This window comes from Streptomyces sp. NPDC060028, assembly GCF_042736725.1.
Lineage (GTDB): Bacteria > Actinomycetota > Actinomycetes > Streptomycetales > Streptomycetaceae > Streptomyces.
On sequence record NZ_JBHWVJ010000036.1, the window covers coordinates 18,070 to 44,936 of the forward strand.

Below are 26,867 nucleotides of genomic sequence, written 5' to 3' on the forward strand. Positions count from 1 at the left end.
CCGCCCACGGCACCCACGGAGCCCACGCCGCCCGCGCCGCCGGGCTGGGATCCCAAGGCCTGGCAGATCTACCAGGCGCGCCAGCGCCGGGCCCGGTCCGGAGCCTGGTCCCTCGCGCCGCTGTCCTGGGCCGAGGCGGCCCGCCCCGGCGCCACGGGTCCCGTCGGCAGCGCCGTCCTGGCCGCCACGGCCGCCTCGGGTCTCGCCGCCGCCCTGCTGCTCGCCGACGGGCTGGGCTCCGGCCTGCTGATCGCGGCGGTGCCCGCGATGCTCGGCGCGTACGCCGCCGCCCGCACGGCTCGGCGTACCGCCCGCCCGTGGACCGTGGTGTGGGCGCTCGGCTGTGTCGCGCTGCTGGCCGTGCCCGCCCTGCGCGACTCGGGCTGGCCCTCCACCCTGGCCGTGCTGGCCGCCGTACTGACGGGCGCCATGGCCCTGCACGGCGGCCGTAGTTGGCCCGGAATCCTGCTCAGCCCGATCGGATTCGTCGACTCCGCCGTACTCGGCGTGCGCTGGGCCTGGACCGGCATGCGCTCGCGCGGCGGCCGGGTGCCCCGGGACCGCTGGCTGCCCGTGCTCAAGGCCGTGGTGGTGGCCGCGGTCCTGCTGGTCCTCTTCGGCACCCTCTTCGCGTCCGCCGACGCCGCCTTCGCGGACCTGGCCAGCGGGCTGATGCCCGAGGTCGGCGCCGGGGAGGGGCCGCTGCGCTTCCTGCTCTTCCTCATCGGGGCCCTCGTCGCGCTGGCCGTCGCCCGCACCGCGGCGGCGCCCTCGCGCTGGGACCGCATCGAGGTGGCCCCCGGCAAGCCGCGCTCGCGCGTCGAGTGGGCCCTGCCGCTCATCGTGCTGAACCTGCTCTTCGCCGGCTTCAACGCCGTCCAGCTCGCCGTGCTGTTCGGCGGCTACGAGAAGGTCCTGGCCAGCACCGGTCTCAGCTACGCCGAGTACGCCCGCCAGGGCTTCTGGCAGCTGCTCTGGGCCACGCTGCTCGTGCTCGTCGTCATCGCTCTCGCCCTGCGCTGGGCTCCCCGCGCCGGAGCCGGCGACCGGCAGCTGGTCCGCGCGGTCCTCGGCACCCTGTGCGTGCTCACCCTGGTGGTGGTCGCCTCCGCGCTGCGCCGCATGGACCTCTACGTGGATGCCTACGGGCTGACCCGGCTGCGGGTGTCCGTGTCCGCCATGGAGCTGTGGCTCGGGCTGGTCATCGTACTGATCATCGCCGCGGGGGTGTTCGGCGCACGGTGGCTGCCGCGTGCGATCGCGGCGAGCGCCGTTGCGGCCGTACTGGCCTTCGGGCTGTTGTCCCCGGACGGGCTGATCGCGGAGAACAACGTCACCCGCTACAAGCAGGACAACAAGATCGATCTCGCCTACCTCCGCGCCCTGTCGGCGGACGCGGCGCCCGCCCTGGACCGGCTGCCGGAGCCCCAGCGCTCCTGCGCCCTGATCGGCATCAACAACGACCTGGCACACGACGGTGACAAGCCCTGGTACGCCGTCAGCCTCGGCGAGTACCGGGCCCGGCAGATCCTGCGCGATCGCCCGGTGAAGGCCTCGTTCGTCGAGTGCCGCAAGCTCGGAGCCTTCGGTACCCGCGTCGAGTACTAGTACGGGAGCGGAGCGGGGCGGGTCACGTCGGGTCGGGTCACGTCGGGTCGGGCCGTACGAGGGTCCGGGCGGCGCGGGGAGCGTCCCCGTGCCCGGACCCTCGTGACCGGCCGTACGGGAAACCGGGCTCAGGCGGCCGGGCCGACCTGAGCGGCCGCTCCGTTGAGGGCCTCCAGGTCGCTCCTGCGCACCCGGATCACCAGCAGCGCGGTGACCAGGGCGACCCCCGCCATGGCCACGGCCGCGGTGAACGCGGTGGACATGCCGTGGGTGAGGACGATGTCCCCCCAGGGGTCGGGGAGCCGTCCGGTCTCCCTGAAGGCGGCCAACTGGCCCGGATCGGCCTGCGCCATGAAGGCCGGTACCTGCCGGTCGGCCTCGGTGCGCGCGGCCGTGCCGAAGACGGTGACCAGGATGGACAGGCCCAGCGAGCCGCCGACCTGCTGGCTGGCGTTGAGCAGCCCGGAGGCCGCGCCGGCTTCGTTCGTCGCCACCCCCGAGACGGCCGTGAGGGTGAGGGTGACGAAGTTGAGGCCCATGCCGAAGCCGAACAGCAACATCGGGCCCAGCACGCCTGCGACGTACGAGCTGTCGGTGCGCAAGAAGGTGAGCCCGACACCGGTGATGGCGGATCCGGTGATCATGAATGGTTTGGGGCCGAAGCGCGGCAGGAAGCGCTGCGAGAGGGCGGCAGCGCCCACGATGGCCACCGTCGTGGGCAGGAAGCCGAGCCCGGAGCGGATCGGGGAGAAGCCGAGCACGTTCTGCACGAACTGGACGATGAAGAAGAACATGCCGAACATCGCGGCGGCGAGGCCGAGCATGATCAGGTAGGTGCCGGCGCGGTTGCGGTCGGCGAACATCCGCAGCGGGGTGATCGGTTCCCGGGCCCGGGATTCGATGACGACGAAGGCGGCGAGCAGGACGATCGCCGCGCCGAACGAGCCGAGGGTCAGACCGTCGCGCCAGCCGTCTTCGGACGCGCGGATGAACCCGTAGACGAGCGAGGCCATCCCGCCGGTGGAAGCGAGTGCTCCGGCGATGTCGAAGCGGCCGGGGTGGGGCTCGGACTCGCTGATGTAGAGCGGGGTGAGGACGGCTATCAGCAGGCCGATCGGCACGTTGACGAAGAGGACCCAGCGCCAGTCGAGCCACTCGGTGAGCATCCCGCCGGCCAGCAGGCCGATCGCACCGCCACCCGCCGAGACGGCGGCGAACACTCCGAAGGCGCGGTTGCGTTCGGGGCCCTCGGCGAAGGTTGTGGTGATGAGGGCGAGCGAGGTCGGCGAGGCGATCGCGCCGCCGATCCCCTGGAGGGCGCGGGCGGCGAGCAGTTGCCAGGGCTCCTGGGCGAAGCCGCCGAGGAGGGACGCCAGGGTGAAGAGCAGGATTCCGGTCAGGAACACGCGGCGTCGGCCCAGGATGTCGCCGGCCCGGCCGCCGAGCAGCAGCAGGCCGCCGAAGGCCAGGGTGTAGGCGCTGATCACCCAGGACAGATCGGTCGTGGAGAAGGCCAGGTCGGTCTGGATGTGCGGGAGCGCGATGTTCACGATCGTCGCGTCGAGGACGACCATGAGCTGGCAGGCGGCGATGACGGCGAGCGCCACTGCGGTGCGCCCTTCGCGGCGGGCCGCACCGGGCGTTCGGAGCTTGGAGAGTTGAGGAGTTGTCACTGAGGATCCCCCCAAAGTGAAATAGTGAACGCATTCGTTCACTGCGGATCCACCGTAGGAGTGAGCCTTAGTGAACGCAAGCGTTCACTAAGGCTGAAAATACGTGCGAGGGACGCGCGAGCCGGGCGGAGGTCGTAAGGATGGTGGGTTCGCGCTGGTCGGCGGCGTCGCCGGGGCGAAGGCGGGGCTCGGAACTCGAACGGGCGATTCTCGACGCCGCGTTGGAACAGCTGAGCACCGTCGGCTGGAATGCGCTCACCATGGAAGGCGTGGCGGCCGGTGCGCACACCGGCAAGGCGGCGCTGTACCGGCGCTGGCCCTCGAAGCCCGATTTGGTGGCCGACGCGCTGCGCACCGGGCTGCCGCCGCTGGGCGAGATCGAGGACCTCGGCTCGATCCGCGAGGACTTGTACGAGCTGTGCGTGCGGATGCGGGACGTGATGCACTCCAGGGCCGGACAGGCCTTGCGGGCGGTCCTTCACGAGTGCGATCACACGCAGGCGGACCGGTTCCACGGGATCATCCGGGCCGGGCTCCACGAACCGGCCCACTGCCTGATCCGGGCGCTTGTGCAGCGGGGGATCGAGCGGGGCGACGTCCGATCGGAGGCGACCGGTCCGCTCGTCGTGGACGTCATTCCGGCGATGATGATGTATCGCACGAAGATGTGCGGAAGCGAATGGGCGGAAGCGGATATTGCGGAGATGATCGACGAGGTGATGGTGCCCCTGCTCCGCTCGTGAGCCGGTGCGGCACATCCGTGACGGGGGCGGGGTGTGCAGGCGGCGCGGGGCGGCGTACCCTTGCTGGCGCCATGCCGTACGAAGCACCCACCCACACCGTCGAGCGCTCCCTCCGTGCAACCACCGGCGCCAAGATCATCGCCGGGGTCGACGAAGTCGGACGAGGGGCCTGGGCCGGTCCCGTCACCGTGTGTGCGGCGATCACCGGTCTGCGCCGGCCGCCCGACGGGCTGACCGACTCGAAACTACTCACCCCCAAGCGACGCGACGCGCTCCTCGATGTCCTGGAGAGCTGGGTCACCGCGTACGCGCTGGGGCACGCCTCCCCGGAGGAGATCGACGCACTCGGGATGACCGCGGCCCTGCGGCTCGCCGCGGAGCGCGCGCTGGAGGCGCTGCCGGTCCGGCCCGATGCGGTGATCCTCGACGGCAAGCACGACTATCTCGGCCGGCCCTGGCAGGTCCGTACGGTGATCAAGGGCGACCAGTCCTGCATTTCCGTCGCCGCGGCTTCGGTGATCGCCAAGGTCCGGCGCGACCGGATGATGGCCGAAATCGGCGGAGAGGGCGGCGGAATTGAGGATTTCGCTTTCGCCGCCAACGCCGGATATCCCTCGCCGGTGCACCGGGCGGTGCTGGAGGAGCGGGGCCCGACCCCGTACCACCGGCTCTCGTGGTCCTACCTCGACGCGCTGCCGCGCTGGCGCCACCTCAAGAAGGTGCGGCGCAGCGAGGAATCGATGGAACTGGAAATCGGAGGCCAACTCGGCTTCGATTTCTGATCGCACCCATGTGCCCATGTGCCACCTGCCGGTACGTTTCGTACCGGTGTCTGATAGATGTCAACTCATGCCTCTCACCCCCGCCCCCGAGGAGCCTCAGATTCACGAGAGTGCCCAGGGTCCCCGCGTGACGCCGGCCGCGAGCCGCACCGCGCAGACCCCCCGCCCCGTACCTGGTCCGCGTCCCGCCGCCGTCCCGCGGCCCGGGCGCCCCGGTCCCTCCCCCGCAGCGGCAAGCCGCGCGGGTGGTACCCCCCTGCCCACACCGCCGGCGCAGCGTGCGCCGCAGGTCACCGCCGGGCCCGTTCCCGCGGCCCCCACCGCGCCGTCGGTCTCCGCGGCGGTACCGCAGGTCCAGCTGATCCCGGCCTCCGCCGAGGGTGCGCTGGACGCGGCCGAGGAGGCCGTGGACCTGCTGCTCGACACCGGGCGCGCGCCCGGCGACATCCTCGTCCTCACCACCGGCGACCCGCACCCGTGGGCCGCGCACGAGCTGTCCTTCGGCGAGGCCGCTTACTGGGCCCTGCACGACGCCGGGGACGATGTGTTCTACGCGGACGCCGCGCAGGTCCAGCGCGCCGCGGTCCGTCCCGTCGTGGTCTTCGCGGCCAACGGCGGACCGGTCGACGCGGCCGCCGGCGCTCTGCCGGTCGCGCTCGCGCGGGCCGGTGCGCTGCTGATCGTGTGCGGTGACCCGAAGCAGGTCAACTCCTTGCTGGGTGCGGGCGTCTGACGTTCCGTTCCCGGCGCGGGCGAGGGGCGGGGCGGGCGCGCAGCCGGTCCCGCTGAAGTCCGAGGCCTGACCCAGCCGTACGCCCGAATCCGGGTGTACGGCCGTTGGGCATGCCCCGATGTGGGTGCGGCGGGTGGTCGGGGCCTCGGTTGAGGTGGGCCGGTCGCCTCGGTGGGCCGGTCGGCTCGGTGGGCCGGTCGCCTCGGTTGGCTCGACCGGTCGGCTCGTCAGCTGGTCGGCAGAGGCGTCAGCGTGCCGCGGTGCGGCGCAGCGCCTCGGTCGCCCCGCCGCCGGAGTGCAGCGCGAGCGGGGCGAACTCCGTCACCACGTCGCCGAGGCGCTCCGGCCGCGATTGCGAGCTGGGCCGCCGGCCGCCCCGCCCGTCGCCCAGCACCTGCCAGCCGCCGCGGGTCAGGGTGATGTAGGCGCCGCAGCGCAGCCCGTGCAGGGTGCAGGCGTCCCGCAGTCCCCACATCCAGGCCCCGTCGTCCTCGGTCCAGCGCTCGTCGCCCTCGCGGCAGTGCATCAGCACCGCCGTCCGCACCGGCGTCCGCCGCCGCAGGTCATGCGGCATGACCCGGCGCAGGCGGGAGAGCAGGGCGTTGCGGTAGTCCCAGCCGTCGGCCGACGCCGTGCGCTGCGTGAAGGAGGCGCTCGCGACGAGCTGTTCCTCCGGTCCGAGGACGGCGAGCACCACGGTGGACGGCACGGGGCTGTGCCGGGAGTGCAGACCGCTGACGACCTCACGCGGGTTGCGCAGCAGGGGAATCCCGGCCGCGGTCCACTCGGCGGGTTCCAGCAGTCTGCCGTGCCGGCTGGTGCCACCGGTGGCCATGGCCAGGGACGCGGTCGAGTGCGGGGCGAATCCGAAGGTCACGGTCCTCCCTTCGGGTACACGCCCGCGGACGGGCACGGCTGGCTGAGGGCGCGCCGCAGCGCGGCCCAGGAGAGTGCCGACGAGCCGAGCGGGAGCACTCCGATTCTCGCGTGGCTGTTGAGCATGCGGCAACGAGCAATTGACGCCGCCGACCGGAATTCGCCGGTATGCCGTTCATATCCTTGCCCCGCCATGCCGTGGATGACGCATCGGGCTACGGCTGGAGCGCCAGGACCAGCGGGAACACCCCCTTCGCGCCCGCCCGACGCAGAAGCCTGGCGGCCACGGCGAGCGTCCACCCGCTTTCCGCCCGGTCATCCACGAGGAGAATCGGAGCCGCTGCCTCTGCGAGTGTCGCAGCGAGGGCTGGGGGAACGGTCAACGCCTGGTGGAGGCCGCGTACCCGCTGGGCGCTGTTCGAGGAGGGCAGCCCGAACTCCGGCGCCTGGTCCGTGTACGCGAGCGCCCCGAGCAGCGGCATCCGTCCGACCTCCGCGATGCGCGCGGCCAGCGAACCGACCAGCTGGGGACGGCTGCGCGAGGGCAGCGCGACCACGCCGACCGGCCGGGCGGGCGCGTCCGGTGCCCCGGACGCCCAGCCGCCCGGCCCCCGTGCCCAGTCCGCCAGCACCGCCACCACGGCCTGCGCGACATCGTCAGCAACCGGCTGGTCGGGAGCCTGCGGCGCGAGCATCGGCCGCAGCCGGTTGCCCCAGCCGATGTCGGAGAGCCGGCCCAGCGCCCGCCCCGTGAAGGCCTGTTCGCCCACCGGGATCTTGCCCTTGAGGTCCACGCCGACCGCGGCGAGCCCCGTCGGCCACATCTTGCGCGGCTCCAGCTCCACCCCGGGCCGGCCCAGCTCCCCGCGGGCGGTGTCCAGAGCGGTGGAGGAGACCTCCGCCGTGAACCGGACCCCGGCGCAGTTGTCGCAGCGGCCGCACGGCGCCGCCTCCTCGTCGTCGAGCTGGCGGCGCAGGAACTCCATGCGGCACCCGGTGGCCGCCGCGTAGTCCCGCATCGCCTGCTGCTCGGCGGCCCGCTGCCGGGCCACCCAGGCGTAGCGCTCGGTGTCGTACGCCCACGGCTCGCCGGTGGAGGTCCAGCCGCCCTTCACCCGGTGCACCGCGCCGTCCACGTCGAGGACCTTGAGCATGGTCTCCAGCCGGGTGCGGCGCAGGTCGACCAGCGGCTCCAGGGCGGGCAGCGACAGCGGCCGGTTCGCCTGGGCCAGGACTTCCAGGGTGCGGCGCACCTGCTGTTCCGGCGGGAACGCCACCGAGGCGAAGTACTGCCAGATCGCCTCGTCCTCGCGGCCGGGCAGCAGCAGCACCTCCGCGTGCTCCACACCACGGCCGGCGCGGCCGACCTGCTGGTAGTAGGCGATGGGGGAGGAGGGCGAGCCAAGGTGCACCACGAAGCCGAGGTCGGGCTTGTCGAAGCCCATGCCCAGCGCGGACGTGGCCACCAGGGCCTTGACCCGGTTGGCCTGGAGGTCGTTCTCGGCCTGCTCGCGGTCGGCGTTCTCGGTCTTGCCGGTGTACGAGGAGACCGTGTGCCCGCGGTGTCGCAGGTACGCGGTGACCTCCTCGGCGGCGGCGACCGTCAGCGTGTAGATGATCCCCGAACCGGGCAGCTCGGCGAGGTGGTCGGCGAGCCAGGCCAGCCGGTGCGCCGCGTCGGGCAGCGTCAGCACCGCGAGGCTCAGGCTCTCCCGGTCCAGGGCGCCGCGGAGCACCAGGGCGTCCGTGCCGGCGCCGGTGCCCAGCTGTTCGGCGACGTCCGCGGTCACGCGGGCGTTCGCCGTGGCGGTCGTGGCCAGCACCGGGACGCCCGGCGGAAGATCGGCCAGCATGGTGCGCAGGCGCCGGTAGTCCGGACGGAAGTCGTGCCCCCAGTCGGAGATGCAGTGGGCCTCGTCCACCACGAGCAGGCCGGTGGCGGCGGAGAGCTTGGGGAGCACCTGGTCGCGGAAATCGGGATTGTTGAGCCGCTCCGGACTCACCAGCAGGACATCGACGTCGCCCGCGGCGATCTCGGCCTGAATTCCCTCCCATTCCTCGGGATTGGCCGAATTGATGGTGCGGGCGCGGATACCCGCCCGGGCCGCGGCTTCGACCTGATTTCGCATCAGCGCGAGCAGCGGGGAGACGATCACGGTAGGGCCGGCGCCGCTCGCCCGCAGCAGCGAGGTGGCGACGAAGTACACCGCGGACTTGCCCCAGCCGGTGCGCTGCACCACCAGGGCGCGCCGCTTGTCCGCGACCAGGGCTTCGATCGCCCGCCACTGGTCCTCGCGCAGCCGGGCGGTGCCCGTGGGGTCGCCCACGAGACGGGCCAGTACGGAGTCGGCCGAGGACCTCAGGTCTGCGTTCATGCCCCCATGCAACCCGATGCCTCTGACATAGCGCCAATGCCGCTCGCGGCCTGTGGATGTTGAATACCGCAACGATTCGGGAGTTATCCACAGGGGTTTTCGGATCGGATCTTGCGCGGGACCGTCGGGGCATGACGAACAACCACGAAGCACGCACCCCGTCCGGACGGCCTGCCGTCAGCCCCTCCGGATCCCCCGACGACCCCCGGATCACCCTGCGCAGCCCTGCCGAGCTGGCCGACGCGCTGCCCTACATGCTCGGCTTCCACCCGACCGACTCCCTCGTCATGGTCGCCGTGCACGGCGAGGGCGGGCGCTTCGGCGGCCGGCTCCGCGTCGGCATCCCGACCGACACGGCGGAGTGGGAGCACATCGCCCGGCAGGCCGCCGAGTGCCTGGTCCGCGGAAGCGAGCGGCGCGGAGAGAAGCCCGACGGCATCGTCGTCTACCTCTGCCAGGACCCGTACGGCGAGGAGAGCGGGCAACGGGTGATGACCCGGCTGCGCCCGCTCGCCCAGCGGATCCGGCTGGCCTGCGGAGCACTGGACGTGCCCGTACTGGAGGCCCTGTGCCTCTCCGGCGGGCGGTACTGGTCCTACTGCTGCCCCGACGAGCGCTGCTGCCCGGCCGAGGGCAGTGCCCTGGCCGCGCCCGGAACCTCGGTGATGGCCGCCGCGGCCACCTTCGCCGGGCTCCAGGTCCGGGGCTCGCTCCGGCAGATCGAGGGGCGGCTGACACCGATGTGCGGCCCGGCGGCCGCGGAGATGGAGCGGGCCCTGGACCGGGCGGCCGCCGCACTGGTGCCGAAGATCCTCGACGGGGCCACCCGGGAGGAGGTGGGCGCCGAGACCGTCACGCTGGCCCGCGCCCTGATGCAGCGCATGACCCTCGCCCCGCCGGTCGAGGGCGGGCCCGGCGCCGACGACTGGGACGACGCGCTGCTCGGGCACGACGAAGCCGCCTCGCTGATCCTCGGGCTCCAGGACCGCGAGATCCGCGACATCGCCGCCGAGTGGATGGAGGACGAGGAAGCCGCGCCCGCCCTGCGCCTGTGGCGGGCCCTGGCCCGGCGCTGCGTGGGGGCCTACGGGGAGCATGCCGCGGCCCCGCTCACCCTCGCCGGCTGGGTGTTGTGGTCCACCGGGGACGAGCCGACCGCCCGGATCGCGCTCAGCCTGGCGCTGCGGGCCGACTCCGAGTACCGGTTCGCCCAGCTCCTCCACCACGCCTGCAACGAGGGCATCGACCCCGAGGGGCTGCGGCACTGCCTGCGTGAGGAGCGGCGTCGCCGGGAGCCGCGGCGCAAGCGCCCGACGGCCGGCACCCGCCCACCGGGCCGCCGAGTCCGCACGGCCCGCCGCGAGCCCCGCCGCACCGCGGGGAGCGACCAGTGAGCCGCGGCCGGCGCGGCCCCGCGTGGCGGCTGCGCCGTGCGGTCGGCGCCGCGCTGCGCCGAAGGCTCCCACCCGGGCGGGCACAGGGGCCGCCGGGGCCCGTGTCCCGGGCGGGGGTGGGGGCGTTGCGCTGGGGGGCGGTGAGGGCCCGGCCGCGCCGCCGCCCAGCCGAACCGACCGGAGCGCAGACAAGGCGACGCATGTCTCACCCCGTACCCCCCGCCCGTGTACCTCCCTCCCGCAGACCCGACCTGCCGCCCGTGCACGGCGCCGTGATCTGTCTTGCCGCGCCCTGCCTGGTCATCTCACCGGAGCACGGCCAGCTCACCGGGCGGGGGATCGACGGGATCTACCGCTCCGGCCGTCGGCTGCTCTCCCGTTGTGTGCTGCGCGTCGGCGGGCGGGATCCGGTCGCCGTCCAGGGGCGCAGCCTCGGGCCCGACCGGGCCTCCTTCACCGCCACGGTGCGGACCGGAGCGGAGGCCGGTCCCGATCCCGACGTCGGCGTGGAGCGGGTCCGGCACGCGGACGGAACCGAGCGGATCACCCTGCGCAGCTTCACGGCCAGGCCGCTGCGGCTGCCCGTGGAGGTCTCCCTCGGCACCGACCTCGCGGAGCTGGCCGACGTGGCGGCCGGGCGGGCCGGGCCGGAGCTGCCCGCCGGGGTGCATGCCGCAGGGCTGCGCTGGAGCACCGGCCAGGAGCAGGCCGTCACCGCGGCCGATCCGCCGCCGGACGATGCGCTCGCCTCGGCCGGGCTGCTGCGCTGGGAGCTCGAACTCGCACCCGGCGAGTCCCGCACGATCGAGCTGCGGACCACGCGGGACCGCAGTGCGCGGGCCCCCGCCGGGCAGGTGGCCAACCCGCTGGCCGACGCCCGCGCCGAGGGCGACGACCCGAGGGCCGAAGCGTGGTTCCGGACCAGTGTCGAAGACCTCGGCGCGCTGCTGCTGAGGGATCCACGGGAGCCGGCCGACGCCTACGCGGCGGCCGGGGTGCCGTGGCGCCTCGGTTTGGCCCCGGCGGAATCGCTGTGGGCCGCCCGGATGGCGCTGCCGCTCGGCACCGGGCTGGCCGCGGCCACCCTGCGCACCCTGGCCCGGACCCAGACCGGCGGCCGTGGTCCCGACGCGGGGAAGATTCCGGGGCCGCTGCGCGGGGCGGGACCGCAGCTGCCGCCGAGCTGCACCGGGACCGAGGCGACGCTTGCCTTCCCGGCGGTGCTCGCCGAAGCCCGCCGATGGGGGATGCCCGAGGCGGAGGTGGCCGGGCTGCTCCCGGCCGCCGAGCGGTGCCTGGGCTGGCTGCGGGGGGCTCTGGGGCCGGACGGGTTCCTGGCCGACCCCGATCCCGGGCCGCGCCGCTGCGAAACCCAGGCCCACGCCCACCGGGCCGCCCTGCTCGGCGCCGACCTGCTCGACGGCTGCGGCCGGCCCGGAGCCGAGGAGTGGCGGGAGTGGGCCGCCGAGCTGCGGGAGCGGTTCCAGGCCGGGTTCTGGGTCGACGGGCTGGACGGCGGCCGGCCCGCGGCGGCCCTGCACCCCGACGGGCGCCCGCTGCCCCGGCTGACGGGAGCCGCCGTGCACCTGCTGGACACCGGGCTGCTCGGCGGCGGCCGGCTCGCGCGGGGGCTGCTGGACCCGGTCCGTACCGAGCAGCTCGCGCGGCTGCTCGGGGCTCCCGCCATGGACTGCGGATGGGGGCTGCGGAGCATGGCGACCCGCGAGCCCGGGCACAACCCGTTCGGCCACCGCTCGGGTGCGGTACGGGCGTACGAGAGTGCCGTGGCGGTGGCCGGCCTGGCGCAGGCGGGCTTCGAGAAGGAGGCCGCCGGACTGCTCCGCGGGCTGCTCGACGCGGCGGAGAGCTTCGGGTACCGGTTGCCGGAGATGTACGCGGCCGAGCAGCGCACCGCCGGCAGCGCCCCGCTCCCGCACCCGGCCGCCTGCCGCCCCGCGGCGGTCGCGGCCGCCGCGGGCGTCCACGTACTGACGGCCCTCGCCGGGATCCGCCCCGACGCCCCGGCCGGCACGGTCGCCCTCGTCCCGCTCCCGGGCGCCCCGCTGGGCGCGCTGCGGCTGTCGGGGCTGCGCGTCTCGGGGGAGCCCTTCGCCGTGCGGGTCACCCGACTCGGCCTCGGCATGGTGGAGGAGGCGGCAGATGCGCTGCAACTGGGTGTTTAGGGTGGCGGCCGGAGGGCCGGCGCGGGTGGGGCTCGGCGATCCGATCGGCCGGGCGGGCCCCAGGTGGTGTGCCGCCGCGTTCAGGATCACCAAAGCTCTGTTTATCGTCAGGCAGACGACTATGATCGCGGCATGTCGCCCTACGACCCGTCGGCCTTTCCGCCCTTCGCCGTCACCGTCGACCTGGTCGTGCTCACCGTTCGGCGCCACGCGCTCTGTGCGCTGGTCGTCCGGCGGGGTGAGCAGCCGTTCCAGGGGCGCTGGGCGCTGCCCGGAGGCTTCGTGCGCGAGGACGAGGACCTGGCGGCGGCCGCCGCGCGGGAGCTGTCCGAGGAGACCGGACTGTGCGCGCACGACCCGGCCGAGCCCGGCGCGGGCAACGGAGCGCATCTCGAACAACTGGCGACGTACGGCGACCCGAAGCGCGATCCGCGGATGCGCGTGGTCAGCGTGGCGCACCTGGTGCTGGCTCCGGACCTGCCCGCGCCCCGGGCCGGCGGCGATGCCAACAGTGCGCGGTGGGCCCCCGTCGACGAGGTCCTGGCCACCACCGACGGGGCGTCCGCGGGACTCGCCTTCGACCATGAGCGGATCCTCGCCGACGGAGTCGAGCGGGCCCGCTCGAAGATCGAGTACTCCTCCCTGGCCACCGCCTTCTGCCCGCCGGAGTTCACCGTCGGCGAGCTGCGCCGGGTCTACGAGGCCGTCTGGGGCGTCGCCCTCGACCCCCGCAACTTCCACCGCAAGGTCACCGGGACTCCCGGGTTCCTGGTGCCGGCCGGAGGGACGACGACCCGTCAGGGCGGCCGCCCCGCCCAACTGTTCCGGGCCGGCGGCGCGACCCTGCTCAATCCGCCGATGCTGCGTCCGGAAGTCTGACGTTCCACCACCGACACGGTCGGGCTCCCGAACCGGTTGCGCTAAAAATCGGACATATCGCGTTATCTTGTTTGCGGTAATCACACTGCCGCAGAGCGGTCTCACACCCCGCGAGAGAAGCGATGCTCCAGGCCATCGGACTCACCAGTACGCCCCGTCGAGACCTCCCGCCCCTCGTGGACGACCTCACCTTCGAGGCCCGCCCGGGGCACGTGACCGCCCTCCTCGGTGAACCGGGCGCGGGCAAGACCACCGCACTGCGGCTCATGCTCGAGCTGGAACCGGGCCGCGGCGTCACCTACTTCCGCGGCCGGCCGCTGCACCGCATCCCGCACCCCGGCCGTGAGGTCGGTGTGCTGCTCGGCGACCTTCCCGGCAACCCGGCGCGGACCGTGCGCAACCAGCTGCGGATGCTGTGCGCCGCCGCGGGGGTGCCGGCTTCGCGGGCCGACACCATGCTGGAGGTCGTCGGCCTGGCGGGCCTGCGCGACCAGCGCCTCGGATCGCTGTCGCTCGGTATGGAGCGCCGGGTCGGGCTGGCCGCGGCGCTGCTCGCCGACCCCTGCACGCTGCTCCTGGACGAACCGGGCGCCGGGCTCTCCCCCCGCGAGCGGGGCTGGCTGCACGCACTGTTGCGCGGCCACGCCGCACTGGGCGGCGCGGTGCTCTTCACCACCGACGACGCGAAGGAGGCCGCCCGCAGCGCCGACCGGGTCGTCAGCATCGAGTCGGGCCGGCTCGTCGCCGACCAGGACGCCGCGGAGTTCGCCCGCACCCGGCTGCGGCCGCGGGTGGCCGTGCGCACCCCGCACGCCGCACGGCTGGCCGACGTACTGGGCCGCGAGGCACGGGCCGCGCAGCGCGCGGTGGAGATCGTCGAGGAGAGCGGAAGCCGGCTGTCGGTGTACGGCAGCAACTGCGCCGAGGTCGGCGAGGCGGCTTTCCGGCACGGCGTCCTGGTCCACCAGCTCGCCGACGAGACCGGTGACGCCGGAGCGCCGCCGACGCTCCCGCGCGCCCGGGCCGAGGCCGACGGCCGGGAAGGGGCCGGAGCCCCGGGCGGCAGCGGCGACGACGGCGGTTACGACAGGGGTGAGAGCGGTTACGACAGCGGGCACGGCCGCCCCCGCTCCCGGGGGCCCGCTTCGGCGGTGCGCCGGGTCGGCGGCCCGCTCCGGCCCCTCCGCTACGAGCTGCACCGCGTCTTCGGCACCGCCACACCCGCCCTCACCGCGGCCTTCACCGTCGCGGTCTCCGTCGTCATCGCGCTGGTCCTCGCCCGCACCGGCCAGACCCCGCAGAACCGGCTGCTCGCCGCCTGGCCGGAGCTGCTCCCGCTGCCGCCCGCCGCCCTCGGCGCCGGACTGCTCGGGGCGCTCGCCTTCGGCGAGGAGTACCGCTACCCCGCGCTCGCCGCCGACCGCGGCACCGTCCCGCGCCGGATGGGGCTGCTCACCGCCAAGCTGGGGGTCACCGCCGCCCTCGCCCTGCTCCTGGGTGCACTGGCCGTCGCCGCCGACGCCGCGGCCCTCAAGCTGGTCTTCGACAGCGGCCCGCTGCGCTCCCCGGCGCAATGGGTCTCCCCGGCCGCGAGTTGGGCGGGGCTGCTCATCGGCTGCGCCTGGTCCGGGGTGCTGGCCTCCGGTGTCTTCCGCTCGGCGGCGGCGGGCCTGGCCGCGGTGCTGGCCGTACCGGTGGCGGTCGTGCCGCTGGTACGCAAGGCGCTCGACGGACCGTCCGCGTACCCGGTGGGCGGACTCGCCGCCCGGCTGCGCGGCATGGCCTGGGCGCAGTGGCCGCCGGAGGCCGACCGCCTCGTGCTCGGCGCGCTGAGGGTGATGGCCCAACCCGTCGGGACCGCACTGGTGTTGTCGCTGATGGTCCTGTTGTGCGCCTATGGGTTCACAGGACTGCGCAGCAGAGTCCGTTGGTGATCATTCCGGCGCCGGAGATGTCCGCAATGAGGTCGTTGGCGTTCGTGTCGGGTGAAGCGGACCGCAACTCCCCGTAAAAGGCCCGGTTATTTACGATAAGTCGTCAATTGCGTAGGTGGCACCGATCACCCTTTCGTGTGCTTTTCACCAAAGACCTCAAGGGTCATCGAGGCACGGCCGACAAAGGATTCGTGAGTACCCTTGCGCACACCATGATGACCGCCGCCCGCCACGCCGACTCCGGCATCGCCGGCCCGGGCGAACTCGACCGCTACCCCTACGCGGAGGCCCCCGGGACCGACCGTGTCGCAGTGCCCCACTGGGACGGAGGCGACGTCGAGTTGAGCCGGGTCGGCCGCCGCGCGGCCGGCAGCCGCGGCCGCGGACTGCACGGCCAACTCGTCCAGCAGCTCGGCCAGATGATCGTCTCCGGCGACCTCGGCGCGGACCGCCCGCTGGTCCCCGAGGAGATCGGCCAGCGCTTCGAGGTCTCCCGCACGGTCGTCCGCGAATCCCTCCGGGTCCTGGAGGCCAAGGGCCTCGTCAGCGCCCGCCCCAACGTCGGCACCCGGGTCCGCCCGGTCGCGGACTGGAACCTGCTCGACCCCGACATCATCGAGTGGCGGGCCTTCGGTCCCCAGCGCGACGAGCAGCGCCGCGAGCTGGGCGAGCTCCGCTGGACCATCGAGCCGCTCGCCGCCCGCCTCGCCGCCGGCCACGGCCGCCCCGACATCCAGCAGCGCCTGGCCGACATGGTCGAGATCATGGGCCACGCCCTCGGCCAGGGCGACTCCATCACCTTCGCGCGCGCCGACAACGAGTTCCACGCGCTGCTCATCCAGGTCGCGGGCAACCGCATGCTGGAGCACCTCTCCGGCATCGTCTCCTGCGCCCTCCAGGTCTCCGGCAGCCCCATCACCGCCTGTGACCGCCCGAGCGAGACCGGCGTCGCGCACCACGCACGCATGGTCGAGGCCCTCGCCGCCGGCGACGCGACGGGCGCCGAGAACGCCATGCGCCAGCTCCTGACGGTGCATCCGGAGGTCGAGCGCGTGGTTCCCGCCCCGCGCGAGCACTGACGGGCGCACGCGCGGGGGCGCGGGGGTGCACCACCTGTCGCCGGGCCCGGTCGGGTCCGGCGACACCGGCGTCCGGCGGTGCGCAGCCCCTGTCGGCGGGGGCCGTCCGGCCCTCTCGGCCGGGCCTGTTCGGCCGCGTCGGACGGGTGGAGGACCGGCGCCGGACCCGCCTGTGTGACCGTATGACCGGCATGGCGGCAAACGCGGTGTGATTCGGGCCACGAAGATTGGGCGTAACGCTCCGCGAGGTCACGCGATGACCTAAGAGGTGATGGCCGACGGAGGGAAGACAGCAGCCCTTGCGGGTGCTGTACAGCTCCCCGGCCCCTGCCCGCGCCCCCGGCCCATCCCCAGTCGGTGGTCGTCGGCTCCGGTCCAGCACCACCAGGCCCGGGGTCGGAAGCCGTTTCCATCGTTCCGAGAGGTTGTTCGTGTCGGCCAGCACATCCCGTACGCTCCCGCCGGAGATCGCCGAATCCGAGTCTGTGATGGCGCTCGTCGAGCGGGGCAAGGCCGAGGGGCAGATCGCCGGCGATGACGTGCGTCGGGCCTTCGAGGCTGACCAGATTCCTGCGACCCAGTGGAAGAATGTTCTGCGCAGCCTCAACCAGATCCTCGAGGAAGAGGGTGTGACGCTGATGGTCAGTGCCGCGGAGTCGCCCAAGCGCACCACCCGCAAGAGCGTCGCAGCCAAGAGCCCCGTCAAGCGGACGGCCACCAAGACCGTGACGGCGAAGACCGCGGCCGCTCCGTCCGCCGACACCACGGCCGGCGCCGACACCACGGACCCGGCGGCCGAGCCGTTGGCCCCGCAGGCCGCGGACGCTCTCGCGCAGGATCCCGGAACCGAACCCGCCGCCAAGAAGACGGCGGCGAAGAAGACGGCAGCCAAGAAGGCCGCACCCGCGAAGAAGACCGCGGCCAAGAAGACGGCGGCGAAGAAGACCGCCGCCAAGAAGGACGCGGACGACGGCGACGAGGAGACCACCGACGAGGGTCGCGACGCCGCGAAGGCCGACGCCGACGAGGAAGAGGAGGGCGGGGAGAACAAGGGCTTCGTCATCTCCGACGACGAGGACGACGCCCCCGCCCAGCAGGTCGTCGTGGCCGGCGCCACCGCCGACCCCGTCAAGGACTACCTCAAGCAGATCGGCAAGGTGCCGCTCCTCAACGCCGAGCAGGAGGTCGAGCTCGCCAAGCGGATCGAGGCGGGCCTGTTCGGCGAGGACAAGCTGGCCAACTCCGACAAGCTCGCGCCCAAGCTCAAGCGCGAGCTGGAGATCATCGCCGAGGACGGCCGCCGGGCCAAGAACCACCTGCTGGAGGCCAACCTCCGCCTCGTGGTCTCCCTGGCCAAGCGCTACACCGGCCGCGGCATGCTCTTCCTGGACCTGATCCAGGAGGGCAACCTCGGCCTGATCCGCGCGGTCGAGAAGTTCGACTACACCAAGGGCTACAAGTTCTCCACGTACGCCACCTGGTGGATCCGCCAGGCGATCACCCGCGCCATGGCGGACCAGGCCCGCACCATCCGCATCCCGGTACACATGGTCGAGGTCATCAACAAGCTGGCCCGCGTCCAGCGCCAGATGCTCCAGGACCTGGGCCGCGAGCCCACCCCGGAGGAGCTGGCCAAGGAACTCGACATGACCCCCGAGAAGGTCATCGAGGTCCAGAAGTACGGCCGCGAGCCGATCTCCCTGCACACCCCGCTCGGCGAGGACGGCGACAGCGAGTTCGGCGACCTCATCGAGGACTCCGAGGCGGTCGTCCCGGCCGACGCCGTGAGCTTCACACTCCTGCAGGAGCAGCTGCACTCGGTGCTCGACACCCTGAGCGAGCGCGAGGCGGGCGTGGTCTCGATGCGCTTCGGCCTCACGGACGGGCAGCCCAAGACCCTCGACGAGATCGGCAAGGTCTACGGAGTCACGCGCGAGCGCATCCGCCAGATCGAGTCCAAGACCATGTCGAAGCTGCGCCACCCGTCCCGGTCCCAGGTGCTGCGCGACTACCTGGACTGACCTGGACCGGCCTCGACCGGCCTGGACCGGCCGGGCCGGTCCGGCCGGCGGCCCGGTGCCGGGGGCCGCGCGCGGGTGCGCGCGGCCACCGGGCATCCCACTCTGGGTGGAGCAATGCACACCCGGAGTCAGGAGGCCTCATGCGTCGTCCCTTTGCCCATGTCCTGGCGGGCACGCTGACCCTGTTGGCGGGCGCGGCGGCGGCGCCGCTGGCCGGCGCGCCGCAAGCCGCCGCGGACAGCGTGGTGATCGGCGGGAAGCCGGTGAAGGCGGCCGACAGTCCCTGGGTCGTGGCCCTCGCGAGCCGTGACCGGTTCGGGGGTACGCGGGGCGGCCAGTTCTGCGGGGGCGTCGTCGTGGCCCCGACCAAGGTGCTGACCGCGGCCCACTGCCTGAGCCGCCAGGTGCTGGGCGGTCCCGTCGACTCCGTCGCCGACTTCCGGGTGATCACCGGGCGTACGGAGCTCAGGGCGACCGACGGCCGGGAGATCGCGGTGCGGTCGGCCAGGGTGAACCCGGCCTACGACCCCGCGAGCAATGCCGGGGACCTGGCCGTACTGGAACTGGAAGAAGCCGTACCGGCGCACTACGTGTTGCCCGTGGCCGGGGCGGGGCATCCGGCGTACACGGCGGGGACCGAGGCCGCCGTGTACGGCTGGGGCGACACGAGCGGATTCGGTGACTACGCGTACGCACTACGGGCCGCGCGGGTGACGGTGCTGCCCGACGAGGTGTGCGGCCGGGCCTACCCGGGGGACGCCGACGGCCAGTACCGGGCCGAGTCGATGGTGTGCGCGGGAGACCTGGAGGGCGGCAAGGACGCCTGCCAGGGGGACAGCGGCGGGCCGCTGGTGGCTCAGGGGCGGCTCATCGGGGTCGTTTCCTGGGGGCGCGGCTGCGGGCGCGCGGACAGCCCGGGGGTGTACACGCGGATCGCGCCGCTGGCCGGCTTCGTGACCGGCCCGGAGACGGGCCCGCAGAGCCCGAGTGACCCGGAGGCCCAGGAGCCGTCTCGGACGGCGCTACAGCCCGCACAGGGGCCCGTCAAGGCTCCGTACGTGGGAAACCGGCCGACGCCCGGACGCTGAGACGGGGCCCGCACGCGCGTCCGGACATGAGGACGGGCGGCGCCCCCGGGTCTCAGGGGTGCCGCCCGTCGACCGGCCTGGCCGGTCCTGGCTCGTCGGATGCGAGGTATAGGCCTTGTGTCAGCGGTCCTCGGTGTCGGCCGCATTCGCGGTCGGAGCGGACGTGAGCCGCTCGGTCTCATCCTGTATTTCCGCGGCGATCTTCTTGAGTTCCGGCTCGAACTTACGCCCGTGGTGGGCGCAGAAGAGCAGTTCACCGCCGCTCAGCAGGACGACGCGCAGATATGCCTGGGCGCCGCAACGGTCGCATCGGTCAGCGGCCGTCAGCGGGGTCGCGGGTGTCAGAACAGTAGTCACGTCGCCTCTTCTCTAGCTCGACGAGCTGTCGTACCAGGGTCAACATCCAACCAGGCCGAAAACGTTCCCGCTCGCGGCTTTTCCTCGAAACTTCCTTCCGAAGCTGGCCGGCTGCTGCCGGTTGGCGGCGAAGGAGCCGTATTGCGTTGCTTTACGGTTTCGCGTTGTCAGTCGTTCGCTTGTAGCAGTTCCGTCCTCCCCGGCTGAGTGCCGGTTGTTCATGAGGACGTGCCCGAACCCTAAATGGTTCATGCGTCGAAGGGAACGTGATGTTTGCTTCACTCCCACGGGGGATCGAACACCCGTGCGGGCCTGCACTAGGCTGATGAAGCGCGAGGGTGGCGTTGCATCGGCTCTACCAGGCCTCGGTACCCTCTGACCGGCAACCGAGCCACCCTGCGCCCGACCGGGCCAGAAAAGAAATTCAGCGAGGAGCGAACTGCGTGACCGCCGACACGTCCGTGCCTTCCAGCGCACTGCTGACCGGAGCAGACCGGGACGGCTCCAACTACACCGCGCGGCACCTGCTCGTCCTCGAAGGCCTCGAGGCCGTCCGCAAGCGCCCCGGCATGTATATCGGGTCCACCGACAGCCGTGGCCTCATGCACTGCCTCTGGGAGATCATCGACAATTCCGTCGACGAGGCCCTGGGCGGGTACTGCGACCACATCGAGGTGATCCTCCACGAGGACTCGTCCGTCGAGGTCCGGGACAACGGCCGTGGCATCCCCGTCGACGTCGAGCCCAAGACCGGCCTCTCCGGCGTCGAGGTCGTCATGACCAAGCTGCACGCCGGCGGAAAGTTCGGCGGCGGCTCGTACGCCGCCTCCGGCGGCCTGCACGGCGTCGGCGCCTCCGTGGTCAACGCCCTCTCCGCCCGCCTGGACGTCGAGGTCGACCGGAACAGTGCGACCCACGCCATCAGCTTCCGCCGCGGCGTCCCGGGCATGTTCACCGAGCAGGGCCCCGAAAGCCCCTTCGACCCCGCCAACGGCCTGCGCAAGGCCAAGCGGGTCGCCAAGGGCAAGACCGGCACCCGGATCCGCTACTGGACCGACCGGCAGATCTTCCTGAAGGACGCCCGGCTCAATCTGGAGACGCTCTACCAGCGCGCCCGCCAGACCGCCTTCCTGGTCCCCGGCCTGACCCTGGTCGTGCGCGACGAGCGCGCGCTCGAAGGCGCCGGCAAGACCGAGGAGATCTTCCGCTACGACGGGGGCATCGGCGAGTTCTGCGACTACCTCGCCCAGGACAAGGCCGTCTGCGACGTGCTGCGCCTGACCGGCACGGGCACCTTCAAGGAGACCGTCCCGGTCCTGGACGACCGCGGCCACATGACCCCGACCGAGGTCACCCGCGAGCTCGGCGTGGACATCGCCCTGCGCTGGGGCACGGGGTACGAGACCAACGTCAAGTCCTTCGTGAACATCATCGCCACCCCCAAGGGCGGCACCCACGTCTCCGGCTTCGAGCGCTCGATCGCCAAGACCGTGAACGAGGTGCTGCGCTCCGCGAAGCTGCTGCGCGTGGCCGAGGACGACGTGGTCAAGGACGACGCGATGGAGGGCATGACGGCGGTCGTCACCGTCCGCCTCGCCGAGCCGCAGTTCGAGGGCCAGACCAAGGAGGTGCTCGGCACCTCGGCGGCCACCCGGATCGTCGCGGCCGTCGTCGCCAAGGAGCTCAAGGCCTTCCTGACCTCCACGAAGCGCGACGACAAGCAGCAGGCCCGCGCCGTGATGGAGAAGATCGTCGCGGCTGCCCGGACCCGGATCGCGGCCCGCCAGCACAAGGAGGCACAGCGGCGCAAGACCGCCCTGGAGTCCTCCTCGCTGCCCGCCAAGCTGGCCGACTGCCGCAGTGACGACGTGGAGCGCAGCGAGCTCTTCATCGTCGAGGGAGACTCCGCTCTCGGCACCGCCAAGCTCGCGCGCAATTCGGAGTTCCAGGCGCTCCTGCCGATCCGCGGCAAGATCCTCAATGTCCAGAAGTCGTCGGTCTCGGACATGCTCAAGAACACCGAGTGCGGGGCGATCATCCAGGTCATAGGAGCCGGCTCGGGCCGGACCTTCGACATCGACGCCGCCCGGTACGGCAAGATCGTCCTGCTCGTCGACGCCGATGTGGACGGCGCGCACATCCGCTGCCTGCTGCTCACGCTGTTCCAGCGGTACATGCGTCCGATGGTCGAGGCGGGCCGGGTCTTCGCAGCCGTGCCGCCGCTGCACCGGATCGAGCTGGTCCAGCCGAAGAAGGGCCAGGACAAGTACGTCTACACGTACTCGGACAACGAGCTGCGCCAGACCCTGCTGGAGTACCAGCGCAAGAACATCCGGTACAAGGACTCGATCCAGCGCTACAAGGGCCTCGGCGAGATGGACGCGGACCAGCTGGCGGAGACCACCATGGACCCCCGCTTCCGGACCCTGCGGCGCATCAACATCGGCGATCTGGACTCGGCCGAGTCGGTCTTCGACCTGCTCATGGGCAATGAGGTCGCCCCGCGCAAGGAGTTCATCACCAGCTCCGCGGCGACCCTGGACCGTTCGCGCATCGACGCCTGACGCGGCGGAGCCCGGCGGCCCTGACGGCACACCGGTGCTCTTCGCTCCATCACCTGAAGGAGTGAAGAGCACCGGGACACCAGTCCGGAAAGCGTCCATTCCGCACATCCTTGTGGGCACGCGGCCAATGCGGCAGCGGACAAGGAGAGTTCGGTGGACAAGCACGAAGGTCGCGATGCCGGAACGATCCGGCTCGACGACCCCTGGTACGACGCGCTGGCCGTCGGCTGGGGCGAGGGCGAGGACACGTCCCCGCCGCGCCCCGCCCCCGGCGCCCGGCCCGCGCCCGGGGCGTCAGACATCTACCTCGAAGTGCAGCGCAGCGCCGCCTTCCAGGAGGTCCGCAGCCGCTACCGAAGGTTCGTCGTCCCCGCCACCGCCGGATTCTTCCTCTGGTACGTCGCCTACGTGGGCGCCGCCACCATGGCGCCCGGGTTCATGGCCCGGCCCGTGATGGGCGCGGTCAACGTGGCGCTGCTGGCCGGACTCGGCCAGTTCCTCAGCACCTTCCTGCTGACCTGGGCGTACGCCCGCCACGCGCGGCTGCGCCGCGACCGGGCCGCGCTCGACCTGCGCTGGACGGTCTTCGAGCAGGAGCAGGTCCGCCGGACGGATGCCGGCGAGCGCGCCCGGACCCGGGGGGACGGCCGGTGACCGCCGAGCACCAGGCACTCGCGCTGATCCTGTTCAGCGCCTTCGTCGCCGTCACCCTGGGCATCACCACCTGGGTCAGCCGCAACAGGCACGGATCGGCGGAGGAGTTCTACGCGGGCGGGCGGCTGTTCTCCCCTCTGGAGAACGGTTTCGCCATCGCCGGTGACTACATGTCGGCCGCCTCCTTCCTCGGCATCTCCGGCCTGATCGCCCTCTTCGGCTACGACGGCATGCTGTACTCGGTGGGCTTCCTGGTCGCCTGGCTGGTGGTGCTGTTCCTCGTGGCCGAACTGGTCCGCAACTGCGGCCGCTTCACCCTCGCCGACGTGGTCGCCGCCCGGATGAGCGAGCGGCCGGTCCGGATCGCCGCCGGGACCTCTTCGGTGGTCGTCTCCGTGCTGTACCTCGTCGCGCAGATGGTCGGCGCGGGCAGCCTGGTGGGCCTGCTGCTCGGGAACTCGGGCACCGGCGCCCGGACGCTGGCCGTGATCGGCGTCGGTGCGCTGATGGTGGTCTACGTGTCCTTCGGCGGGATGCGGGCCACCACCTGGATCCAGATCGTGAAGGCCGTCCTGCTCATGGGCGGGGCGATCACCCTGACGGTGCTGGTGCTGCTCCGCTTCCACGGGAACTTCGACCAGCTCCTCAGCAGCGCCGCCGAGCGCAGCGGGCACGGGCAGCGGTTCCTCGGCCCCGGGCTCAAGTACGGCGGGGACTGGACGGCCCGTTTCGACTTCATGAGCCTCGGGCTCGCTCTGGTGCTCGGGACGGCGGGGCTGCCGCACATCCTGTCCCGCTTCTACACGGTGCCGACCGCGCGGGCGGCCCGCCGCTCGGTGGTCTGGGCGATCGCGCTGATCGGCGGCTTCTACCTGATGACCATCGTGCTCGGCTTCGGGGCGGCCGCGCTGCTGGGGCCGGACCAGGTCCGTACCTCCAACGCCTCGGGGAACACGGCGGTTCCGCTGCTCGCGGCGTACCTCGGCGGAGGCGCCGAATCCACCGGGGGCGCGGTGCTGTTCGCCATCGTGGCCGCCATCGCCTTCGCCACCATCCTCGCGGTGGTCGCCGGGATCACGCTCGCCTCCTCGGCCTCGGTCGCGCACGACCTGTACGCCTCGCTCAAGCGCCGGCACGCCAAGCAGCGCAGCGAGGTGGCGGTGGCCAGGGTGGCGGCCGGCGGCATCGGGGCCGTGGCCATCGCCCTCGGACTGCTCGCCCAGGACCTGAACGTGGCGTTCCTGGTGGGGCTGGCCTTCGCGGTGGCGGCCTCGGCGAATCTGCCGGTGCTGCTGTACTCGCTGTTCTGGCGCGGCTTCACCACCCGGGGCGCCGTCTGGTCGGTGTACGGGGGCCTGGCGCCGGCGGTGGTGCTGGTGGTGCTCTCGCCGGTGGTCTCCGGCAGTCCGGAATCCCTCTTCCCCGGCGTGGACTTCGGGTACTTCCCGCTGCAGAACCCGGGCCTGGTCTCGATCCCGCTGGGCTTCCTGGCGGGCTGGCTGGGCACGGTGACCTCGGCGGATCCCGCCGACGAGGCGAAGCACGCGGAGACGGAGGTCCGCTCCCTGACCGGCGCCGGGGCGGTCTGAGCGGGCGGGTTCCAGCGCTCTACCGGGCCGGGCACCAGGAGTAGCGGTGTTCCGGGCGGCCGGTCTCGCCGTAGCGAAGGGCCAGGGTGACGCGGCCGCTGCGTTCGAGGAGTTTGAGGTAGCGCTGGGCGGTCTGGCGGCTGATGCCCGCGCGCGTGGCGATCTGCTGGGTGGACAGCGGGCCCTCGGCGGCGCGCAGGACCTGGCGGACGAGTTCCGCCGTGGTGGGGGAGTGGCCCTTGGGGAGCTCGTTCGGGGTGCCGGCCGCGGCGAGGGCGCCGAAGATCCGGTCCACCTCGGCCTGTTCGGCCTCGCCGCCCGTTTCCAGGGTCCTGCGCAGCGCTCCGTAGGCCTCCAGCCGGCTCCGCAGGCCGGCGAACGTGAACGGCTTGACCAGGTACTGCAAGGCTCCCAGGCGCATGGCGGCCTGGACGGTGGCGAGGTCGCGGGCGGCCGTCACCATCACCACGTCGGTCCGGTGGCCCAGCTGGCGCAGCCGGCGTACGAGGTCGAGGCCGTTCTCGTCCGGCAGGTAGTGGTCGAGGAGGATCAGGTCCACCGGGTGGGCCGACAGGAACTCCAGGGCCTCGGCCGCGGAATGGGCCTGGCCCGCCACGTGGAAGCCGGGAACCTTCTCCACATACGCCGCGTTGATTCGGGCAACACGCATGTCGTCGTCGACGACCAATACGTGGATCGGGGTCTCGTTCATCGCAGGGCCTCCGGGAGTACGACGGAGAATTCCGCCCCTCCGTCCGCTGCTTCCCCGGCGACGACCGTGCCGCCCTGCCGCTCCGCGAGGCGGCGTACCAGCGCGAGACCCAGCCCGCGCTCGCGGTGGGCCCGGGGCTGTTTGGTCGACCAGCCCTCGGTGAAGATCTCCTCGCGCCGGGCCGGCGGGATGCCCGGCCCGCTGTCCCGGACCCGCAGCACCGCCGTCCGGCCGTCGGTGCGCAGGTCCACCTCCACCAGGGGCGACGCCGAGCCCACCGCGGCGTCCAGGGCGTTGTCGACCAGGTTGCCGACGATGGTGACCAGGCCGCCGGGGTCGACCAGGCGGTCGGGGAGGTGCGCGGCGGAGGCCAGCCGCAGCGGGACGCCGCGCTCCGCCGCGACGGTCGCCTTGCCGACCAGCAGGGCGGCCAGCAGCGGGTCGTGGATCTTCTCGGTGACCTGTTCGGCGGTGCTGCGGTGCACTCCGACGACCTCGGTCACGAACTCGACGGCTTCCTCGTGCAACCCGAGTTCCAGCAGGCCGAGGAGGGTGTGGAGGCGGTTGGCGTGCTCGTGGTCCTGCGCGCGCAGGGCGTCGATCAGCCCCTTGGTGGAGTCGAGCTCGCGGCCCAGATGCTCGAGTTCCGTGCGGTCGCGCAGGGTGGCGACGGCTCCGCCGTCCTGCGTCGGCATCCGGTTGGCGACCAGGACCCGCGGGCCCTGGACGGTGACCAGGTCGTGTCCGCTGACGCGGCCGGCCAGTACGTCGGTGGTGCGGCCGGCGCCGAGTACGTCGTCCAGCGCGCGCCCCGCGACGGAGCCGGCGCGGTGGGGTGAGAGGCCCAGCAGCCGGGCGGCCTCGTCGTTGACCAGGCGGATCCGGCCGTCCCGGTCGAGGGCGATCACGCCCTCGCGGATGGAGTGCAGCATCGCCTCACGCTCGGCGAGCAGCCCGGCGATATCGGAGAAGGCCAGGTCGCGGGTCTGCCGCTGGATGCGGCGGGCCAGCAGGACGGCTGCGAGCGCGCCCGCCGCCAAGGCGCCGCCCGCGTATGCGAAGAGCCCCGGGATGGCGCCGAGCAGCCGGTCGCGGACGCTGTCGTAGGCGATGCCGACCGAGACCGCGCCGATGATCTCGCCGTCGGCCGAGAGCAGCGGGACCTTGCCGCGCGCGGAGCGGCCCAGGGTGCCCTCGTCGATCTCCATCACCTCGCGGCCCGCCAGGGCATCGCTCGGGTCGGTGGAGACCGGCAGGCCGATCCGGTCGGCGCTGGGGTGGGAGCGACGGATGCCGTGCAGGTCGAGGACGACCACGTACTCGGCTCCGGTCGCCCGCCGGATCCGCTCGGCGGTGGCCTGCACGGGGCTGTCCGGCGTGGGCCCCGAGTCCAGGAGGTCGGCGGCCAGTGCCGGGTCGGCGGCGGCGCTCTGCGCGATGGCCAGGGCGCGGCGCATGGCCTGGTCGTCGAGCTGCGCGCTCAGGGGGGCCAGGAACAGCCCGGTGGCCAGCACCAGCACCCCGGCGGCGATGGCGAGCTGGGTGAGCAGGATCTGGGAGACGGCCCGTCTGGGCAGCCCCAGGCGCCGAGCGCTCATGTGGAGGATCCGCATGAGTAGGAAC

20 protein-coding genes are annotated in these 26,867 nt (G+C 72.9%); 14 read left to right on the plus strand and 6 right to left on the minus strand.

All coding sequences use genetic code 11. The features are described 5' to 3' along the window. Nucleotides 1–1,608: DUF4173 domain-containing protein (locus ACFWBF_RS19500; protein WP_385603061.1), on the plus strand; the 1,608-nt coding region annotated here is incomplete at its 5' end. A gap of 128 nt (nucleotides 1,609–1,736) precedes the next feature. Here the strand turns inward: ACFWBF_RS19500 and ACFWBF_RS19505 are convergent. Beyond that, nucleotides 1,737–3,281, minus strand: a complete 1,545-nt coding sequence (locus ACFWBF_RS19505; RefSeq protein ID WP_385603064.1) for an MFS transporter — start codon at nucleotides 3,279–3,281, stop codon at nucleotides 1,737–1,739. 140 nt (nucleotides 3,282–3,421) lie between these two features. Between ACFWBF_RS19505 and ACFWBF_RS19510 the strand changes: the two genes are divergently transcribed. The 3 genes from ACFWBF_RS19510 to ACFWBF_RS19520 all read left to right on the plus strand — a co-directional run bounded on the left by ACFWBF_RS19510 (nucleotide 3,422) and on the right by ACFWBF_RS19520 (nucleotide 5,539). After that, entirely contained in the window at nucleotides 3,422–4,024 is a 603-nt protein-coding gene (locus ACFWBF_RS19510) for a TetR/AcrR family transcriptional regulator (RefSeq protein ID WP_385603067.1), read from the plus strand. 71 nt (nucleotides 4,025–4,095) lie between these two features. Beyond that, nucleotides 4,096–4,806: a ribonuclease HII gene (locus ACFWBF_RS19515; protein WP_385603069.1), complete on the plus strand. Its 711-nt coding sequence runs from the start codon at nucleotides 4,096–4,098 to the stop codon at nucleotides 4,804–4,806. A gap of 67 nt (nucleotides 4,807–4,873) precedes the next feature. Next, nucleotides 4,874–5,539 (plus strand): hypothetical protein, encoded by a 666-nt coding sequence (locus tag ACFWBF_RS19520; RefSeq protein ID WP_385603072.1) that lies wholly within the window; start codon nucleotides 4,874–4,876, stop codon nucleotides 5,537–5,539. A 247-nt stretch (nucleotides 5,540–5,786) separates the two neighbouring features. Here the strand turns inward: ACFWBF_RS19520 and ACFWBF_RS19525 are convergent, their stop codons facing one another. Together ACFWBF_RS19525 and ACFWBF_RS19530 are read right to left on the minus strand one after the other, a co-directional pair. Further along, nucleotides 5,787–6,416: a hypothetical protein gene (locus ACFWBF_RS19525; protein ID WP_385603074.1), complete on the minus strand. Its 630-nt coding sequence runs from the start codon at nucleotides 6,414–6,416 to the stop codon at nucleotides 5,787–5,789. Nucleotides 6,417–6,630: 214 nt separating this feature from the next. Further along, a complete protein-coding gene (locus ACFWBF_RS19530; RefSeq protein WP_385603077.1) occupies nucleotides 6,631–8,790 on the minus strand; it encodes a RecQ family ATP-dependent DNA helicase in 2,160 nt (719 codons plus the stop codon). A 131-nt stretch (nucleotides 8,791–8,921) separates the two neighbouring features. Here ACFWBF_RS19530 and ACFWBF_RS19535 point away from each other — a divergent pair, with 131 nt between their 5' ends. The 7 genes from ACFWBF_RS19535 (at nucleotide 8,922) to ACFWBF_RS19565 (ending at nucleotide 19,368) form a co-directional block, all read left to right on the plus strand. Next, on the plus strand, nucleotides 8,922–10,184 hold the full coding sequence (locus ACFWBF_RS19535; protein WP_385603080.1) for a DUF4192 domain-containing protein: 1,263 nt from the start codon (nucleotides 8,922–8,924) through the stop codon (nucleotides 10,182–10,184). 200 nt (nucleotides 10,185–10,384) lie between these two features. Beyond that, nucleotides 10,385–12,367: a glycogen debranching N-terminal domain-containing protein gene (locus tag ACFWBF_RS19540; RefSeq protein WP_385603082.1), complete on the plus strand. Its 1,983-nt coding sequence runs from the start codon at nucleotides 10,385–10,387 to the stop codon at nucleotides 12,365–12,367. 132 nt (nucleotides 12,368–12,499) lie between these two features. Then, entirely contained in the window at nucleotides 12,500–13,246 is a 747-nt protein-coding gene (locus ACFWBF_RS19545) for an NUDIX domain-containing protein (protein ID WP_385603085.1), read from the plus strand. Between the two features lie 122 nt (nucleotides 13,247–13,368). Continuing rightward, nucleotides 13,369–15,180: an ATP-binding cassette domain-containing protein gene (locus ACFWBF_RS19550; protein ID WP_385603087.1), complete on the plus strand. Its 1,812-nt coding sequence runs from the start codon at nucleotides 13,369–13,371 to the stop codon at nucleotides 15,178–15,180. A 137-nt stretch (nucleotides 15,181–15,317) separates the two neighbouring features. Further along, complete coding sequence (locus ACFWBF_RS19555) at nucleotides 15,318–16,259, plus strand: FadR/GntR family transcriptional regulator (protein WP_385603090.1); 942 nt, start codon at nucleotides 15,318–15,320, stop codon at nucleotides 16,257–16,259. A 431-nt stretch (nucleotides 16,260–16,690) separates the two neighbouring features. Continuing rightward, nucleotides 16,691–18,280: an RNA polymerase sigma factor gene (locus ACFWBF_RS19560; protein WP_385603093.1), complete on the plus strand. Its 1,590-nt coding sequence runs from the start codon at nucleotides 16,691–16,693 to the stop codon at nucleotides 18,278–18,280. Between the two features lie 140 nt (nucleotides 18,281–18,420). Further along, a complete protein-coding gene (locus ACFWBF_RS19565; protein WP_385603096.1) occupies nucleotides 18,421–19,368 on the plus strand; it encodes a serine protease in 948 nt (315 codons plus the stop codon). Nucleotides 19,369–19,488: 120 nt separating this feature from the next. On the opposite strand, the gene ACFWBF_RS19570 is transcribed toward ACFWBF_RS19565, so the two are convergent. After that, nucleotides 19,489–19,725 (minus strand): hypothetical protein, encoded by a 237-nt coding sequence (locus ACFWBF_RS19570; protein ID WP_385223581.1) that lies wholly within the window; start codon nucleotides 19,723–19,725, stop codon nucleotides 19,489–19,491. Between the two features lie 443 nt (nucleotides 19,726–20,168). Here ACFWBF_RS19570 and ACFWBF_RS19575 point away from each other — a divergent pair, with 443 nt between their 5' ends. The 3 genes from ACFWBF_RS19575 to ACFWBF_RS19585 all read left to right on the plus strand — a co-directional run bounded on the left by ACFWBF_RS19575 (nucleotide 20,169) and on the right by ACFWBF_RS19585 (nucleotide 24,532). Next, nucleotides 20,169–22,289: a type IIA DNA topoisomerase subunit B gene (locus tag ACFWBF_RS19575; RefSeq protein WP_385603098.1), complete on the plus strand. Its 2,121-nt coding sequence runs from the start codon at nucleotides 20,169–20,171 to the stop codon at nucleotides 22,287–22,289. Between the two features lie 153 nt (nucleotides 22,290–22,442). Continuing rightward, on the plus strand, nucleotides 22,443–22,943 hold the full coding sequence (locus ACFWBF_RS19580) for a DUF485 domain-containing protein (protein ID WP_385603101.1): 501 nt from the start codon (nucleotides 22,443–22,445) through the stop codon (nucleotides 22,941–22,943). Next, the gene (locus ACFWBF_RS19585; protein ID WP_385603104.1) at nucleotides 22,940–24,532 is read left to right on the plus strand and encodes a cation acetate symporter; all 1,593 of its coding nucleotides are present in this window, start codon (nucleotides 22,940–22,942) and stop codon (nucleotides 24,530–24,532) included. The genes ACFWBF_RS19580 and ACFWBF_RS19585 overlap by 4 nt, the downstream gene beginning before the upstream one ends. A gap of 19 nt (nucleotides 24,533–24,551) precedes the next feature. Here the strand turns inward: ACFWBF_RS19585 and ACFWBF_RS19590 are convergent, their stop codons facing one another. Together ACFWBF_RS19590 and ACFWBF_RS19595 are read right to left on the minus strand one after the other, a co-directional pair. Further along, entirely contained in the window at nucleotides 24,552–25,244 is a 693-nt protein-coding gene (locus ACFWBF_RS19590; protein ID WP_385603107.1) for a response regulator, read from the minus strand. Then, nucleotides 25,241–26,842 (minus strand): ATP-binding protein, encoded by a 1,602-nt coding sequence (locus tag ACFWBF_RS19595; protein WP_385603110.1) that lies wholly within the window; start codon nucleotides 26,840–26,842, stop codon nucleotides 25,241–25,243. The genes ACFWBF_RS19590 and ACFWBF_RS19595 overlap by 4 nt, the downstream gene beginning before the upstream one ends. Nucleotides 26,843–26,867: the final 25 nt, after the last annotated feature.

Bases quoted from the DNA above. Each gene is read 5' to 3' on its own strand.
- ACFWBF_RS19520 (WP_385603072.1), top strand. From the start codon at position 4,874: ATGCCTCTCACCCCCGCCCCCGAGGAGCCTCAGATTCACGAGAGTGCC.
- ACFWBF_RS19515 (WP_385603069.1), top strand. From the start codon at position 4,096: ATGCCGTACGAAGCACCCACCCACACCGTCGAGCGCTCCCTCCGTGCA.
- ACFWBF_RS19565 (WP_385603096.1), top strand. From the start codon at position 18,421: ATGCGTCGTCCCTTTGCCCATGTCCTGGCGGGCACGCTGACCCTGTTG.
- ACFWBF_RS19550 (WP_385603087.1), top strand. From the start codon at position 13,369: ATGCTCCAGGCCATCGGACTCACCAGTACGCCCCGTCGAGACCTCCCG.
- ACFWBF_RS19540 (WP_385603082.1), top strand. From the start codon at position 10,385: ATGTCTCACCCCGTACCCCCCGCCCGTGTACCTCCCTCCCGCAGACCC.
- ACFWBF_RS19510 (WP_385603067.1), top strand. From the start codon at position 3,422: ATGGTGGGTTCGCGCTGGTCGGCGGCGTCGCCGGGGCGAAGGCGGGGC.
- ACFWBF_RS19530 (WP_385603077.1), bottom strand. From the start codon at position 8,790: ATGAACGCAGACCTGAGGTCCTCGGCCGACTCCGTACTGGCCCGTCTC.
- ACFWBF_RS19590 (WP_385603107.1), bottom strand. From the start codon at position 25,244: ATGAACGAGACCCCGATCCACGTATTGGTCGTCGACGACGACATGCGT.
- ACFWBF_RS19595 (WP_385603110.1), bottom strand. From the start codon at position 26,842: ATGAGCGCTCGGCGCCTGGGGCTGCCCAGACGGGCCGTCTCCCAGATC.
- ACFWBF_RS19535 (WP_385603080.1), top strand. From the start codon at position 8,922: ATGACGAACAACCACGAAGCACGCACCCCGTCCGGACGGCCTGCCGTC.
- ACFWBF_RS19545 (WP_385603085.1), top strand. From the start codon at position 12,500: ATGTCGCCCTACGACCCGTCGGCCTTTCCGCCCTTCGCCGTCACCGTC.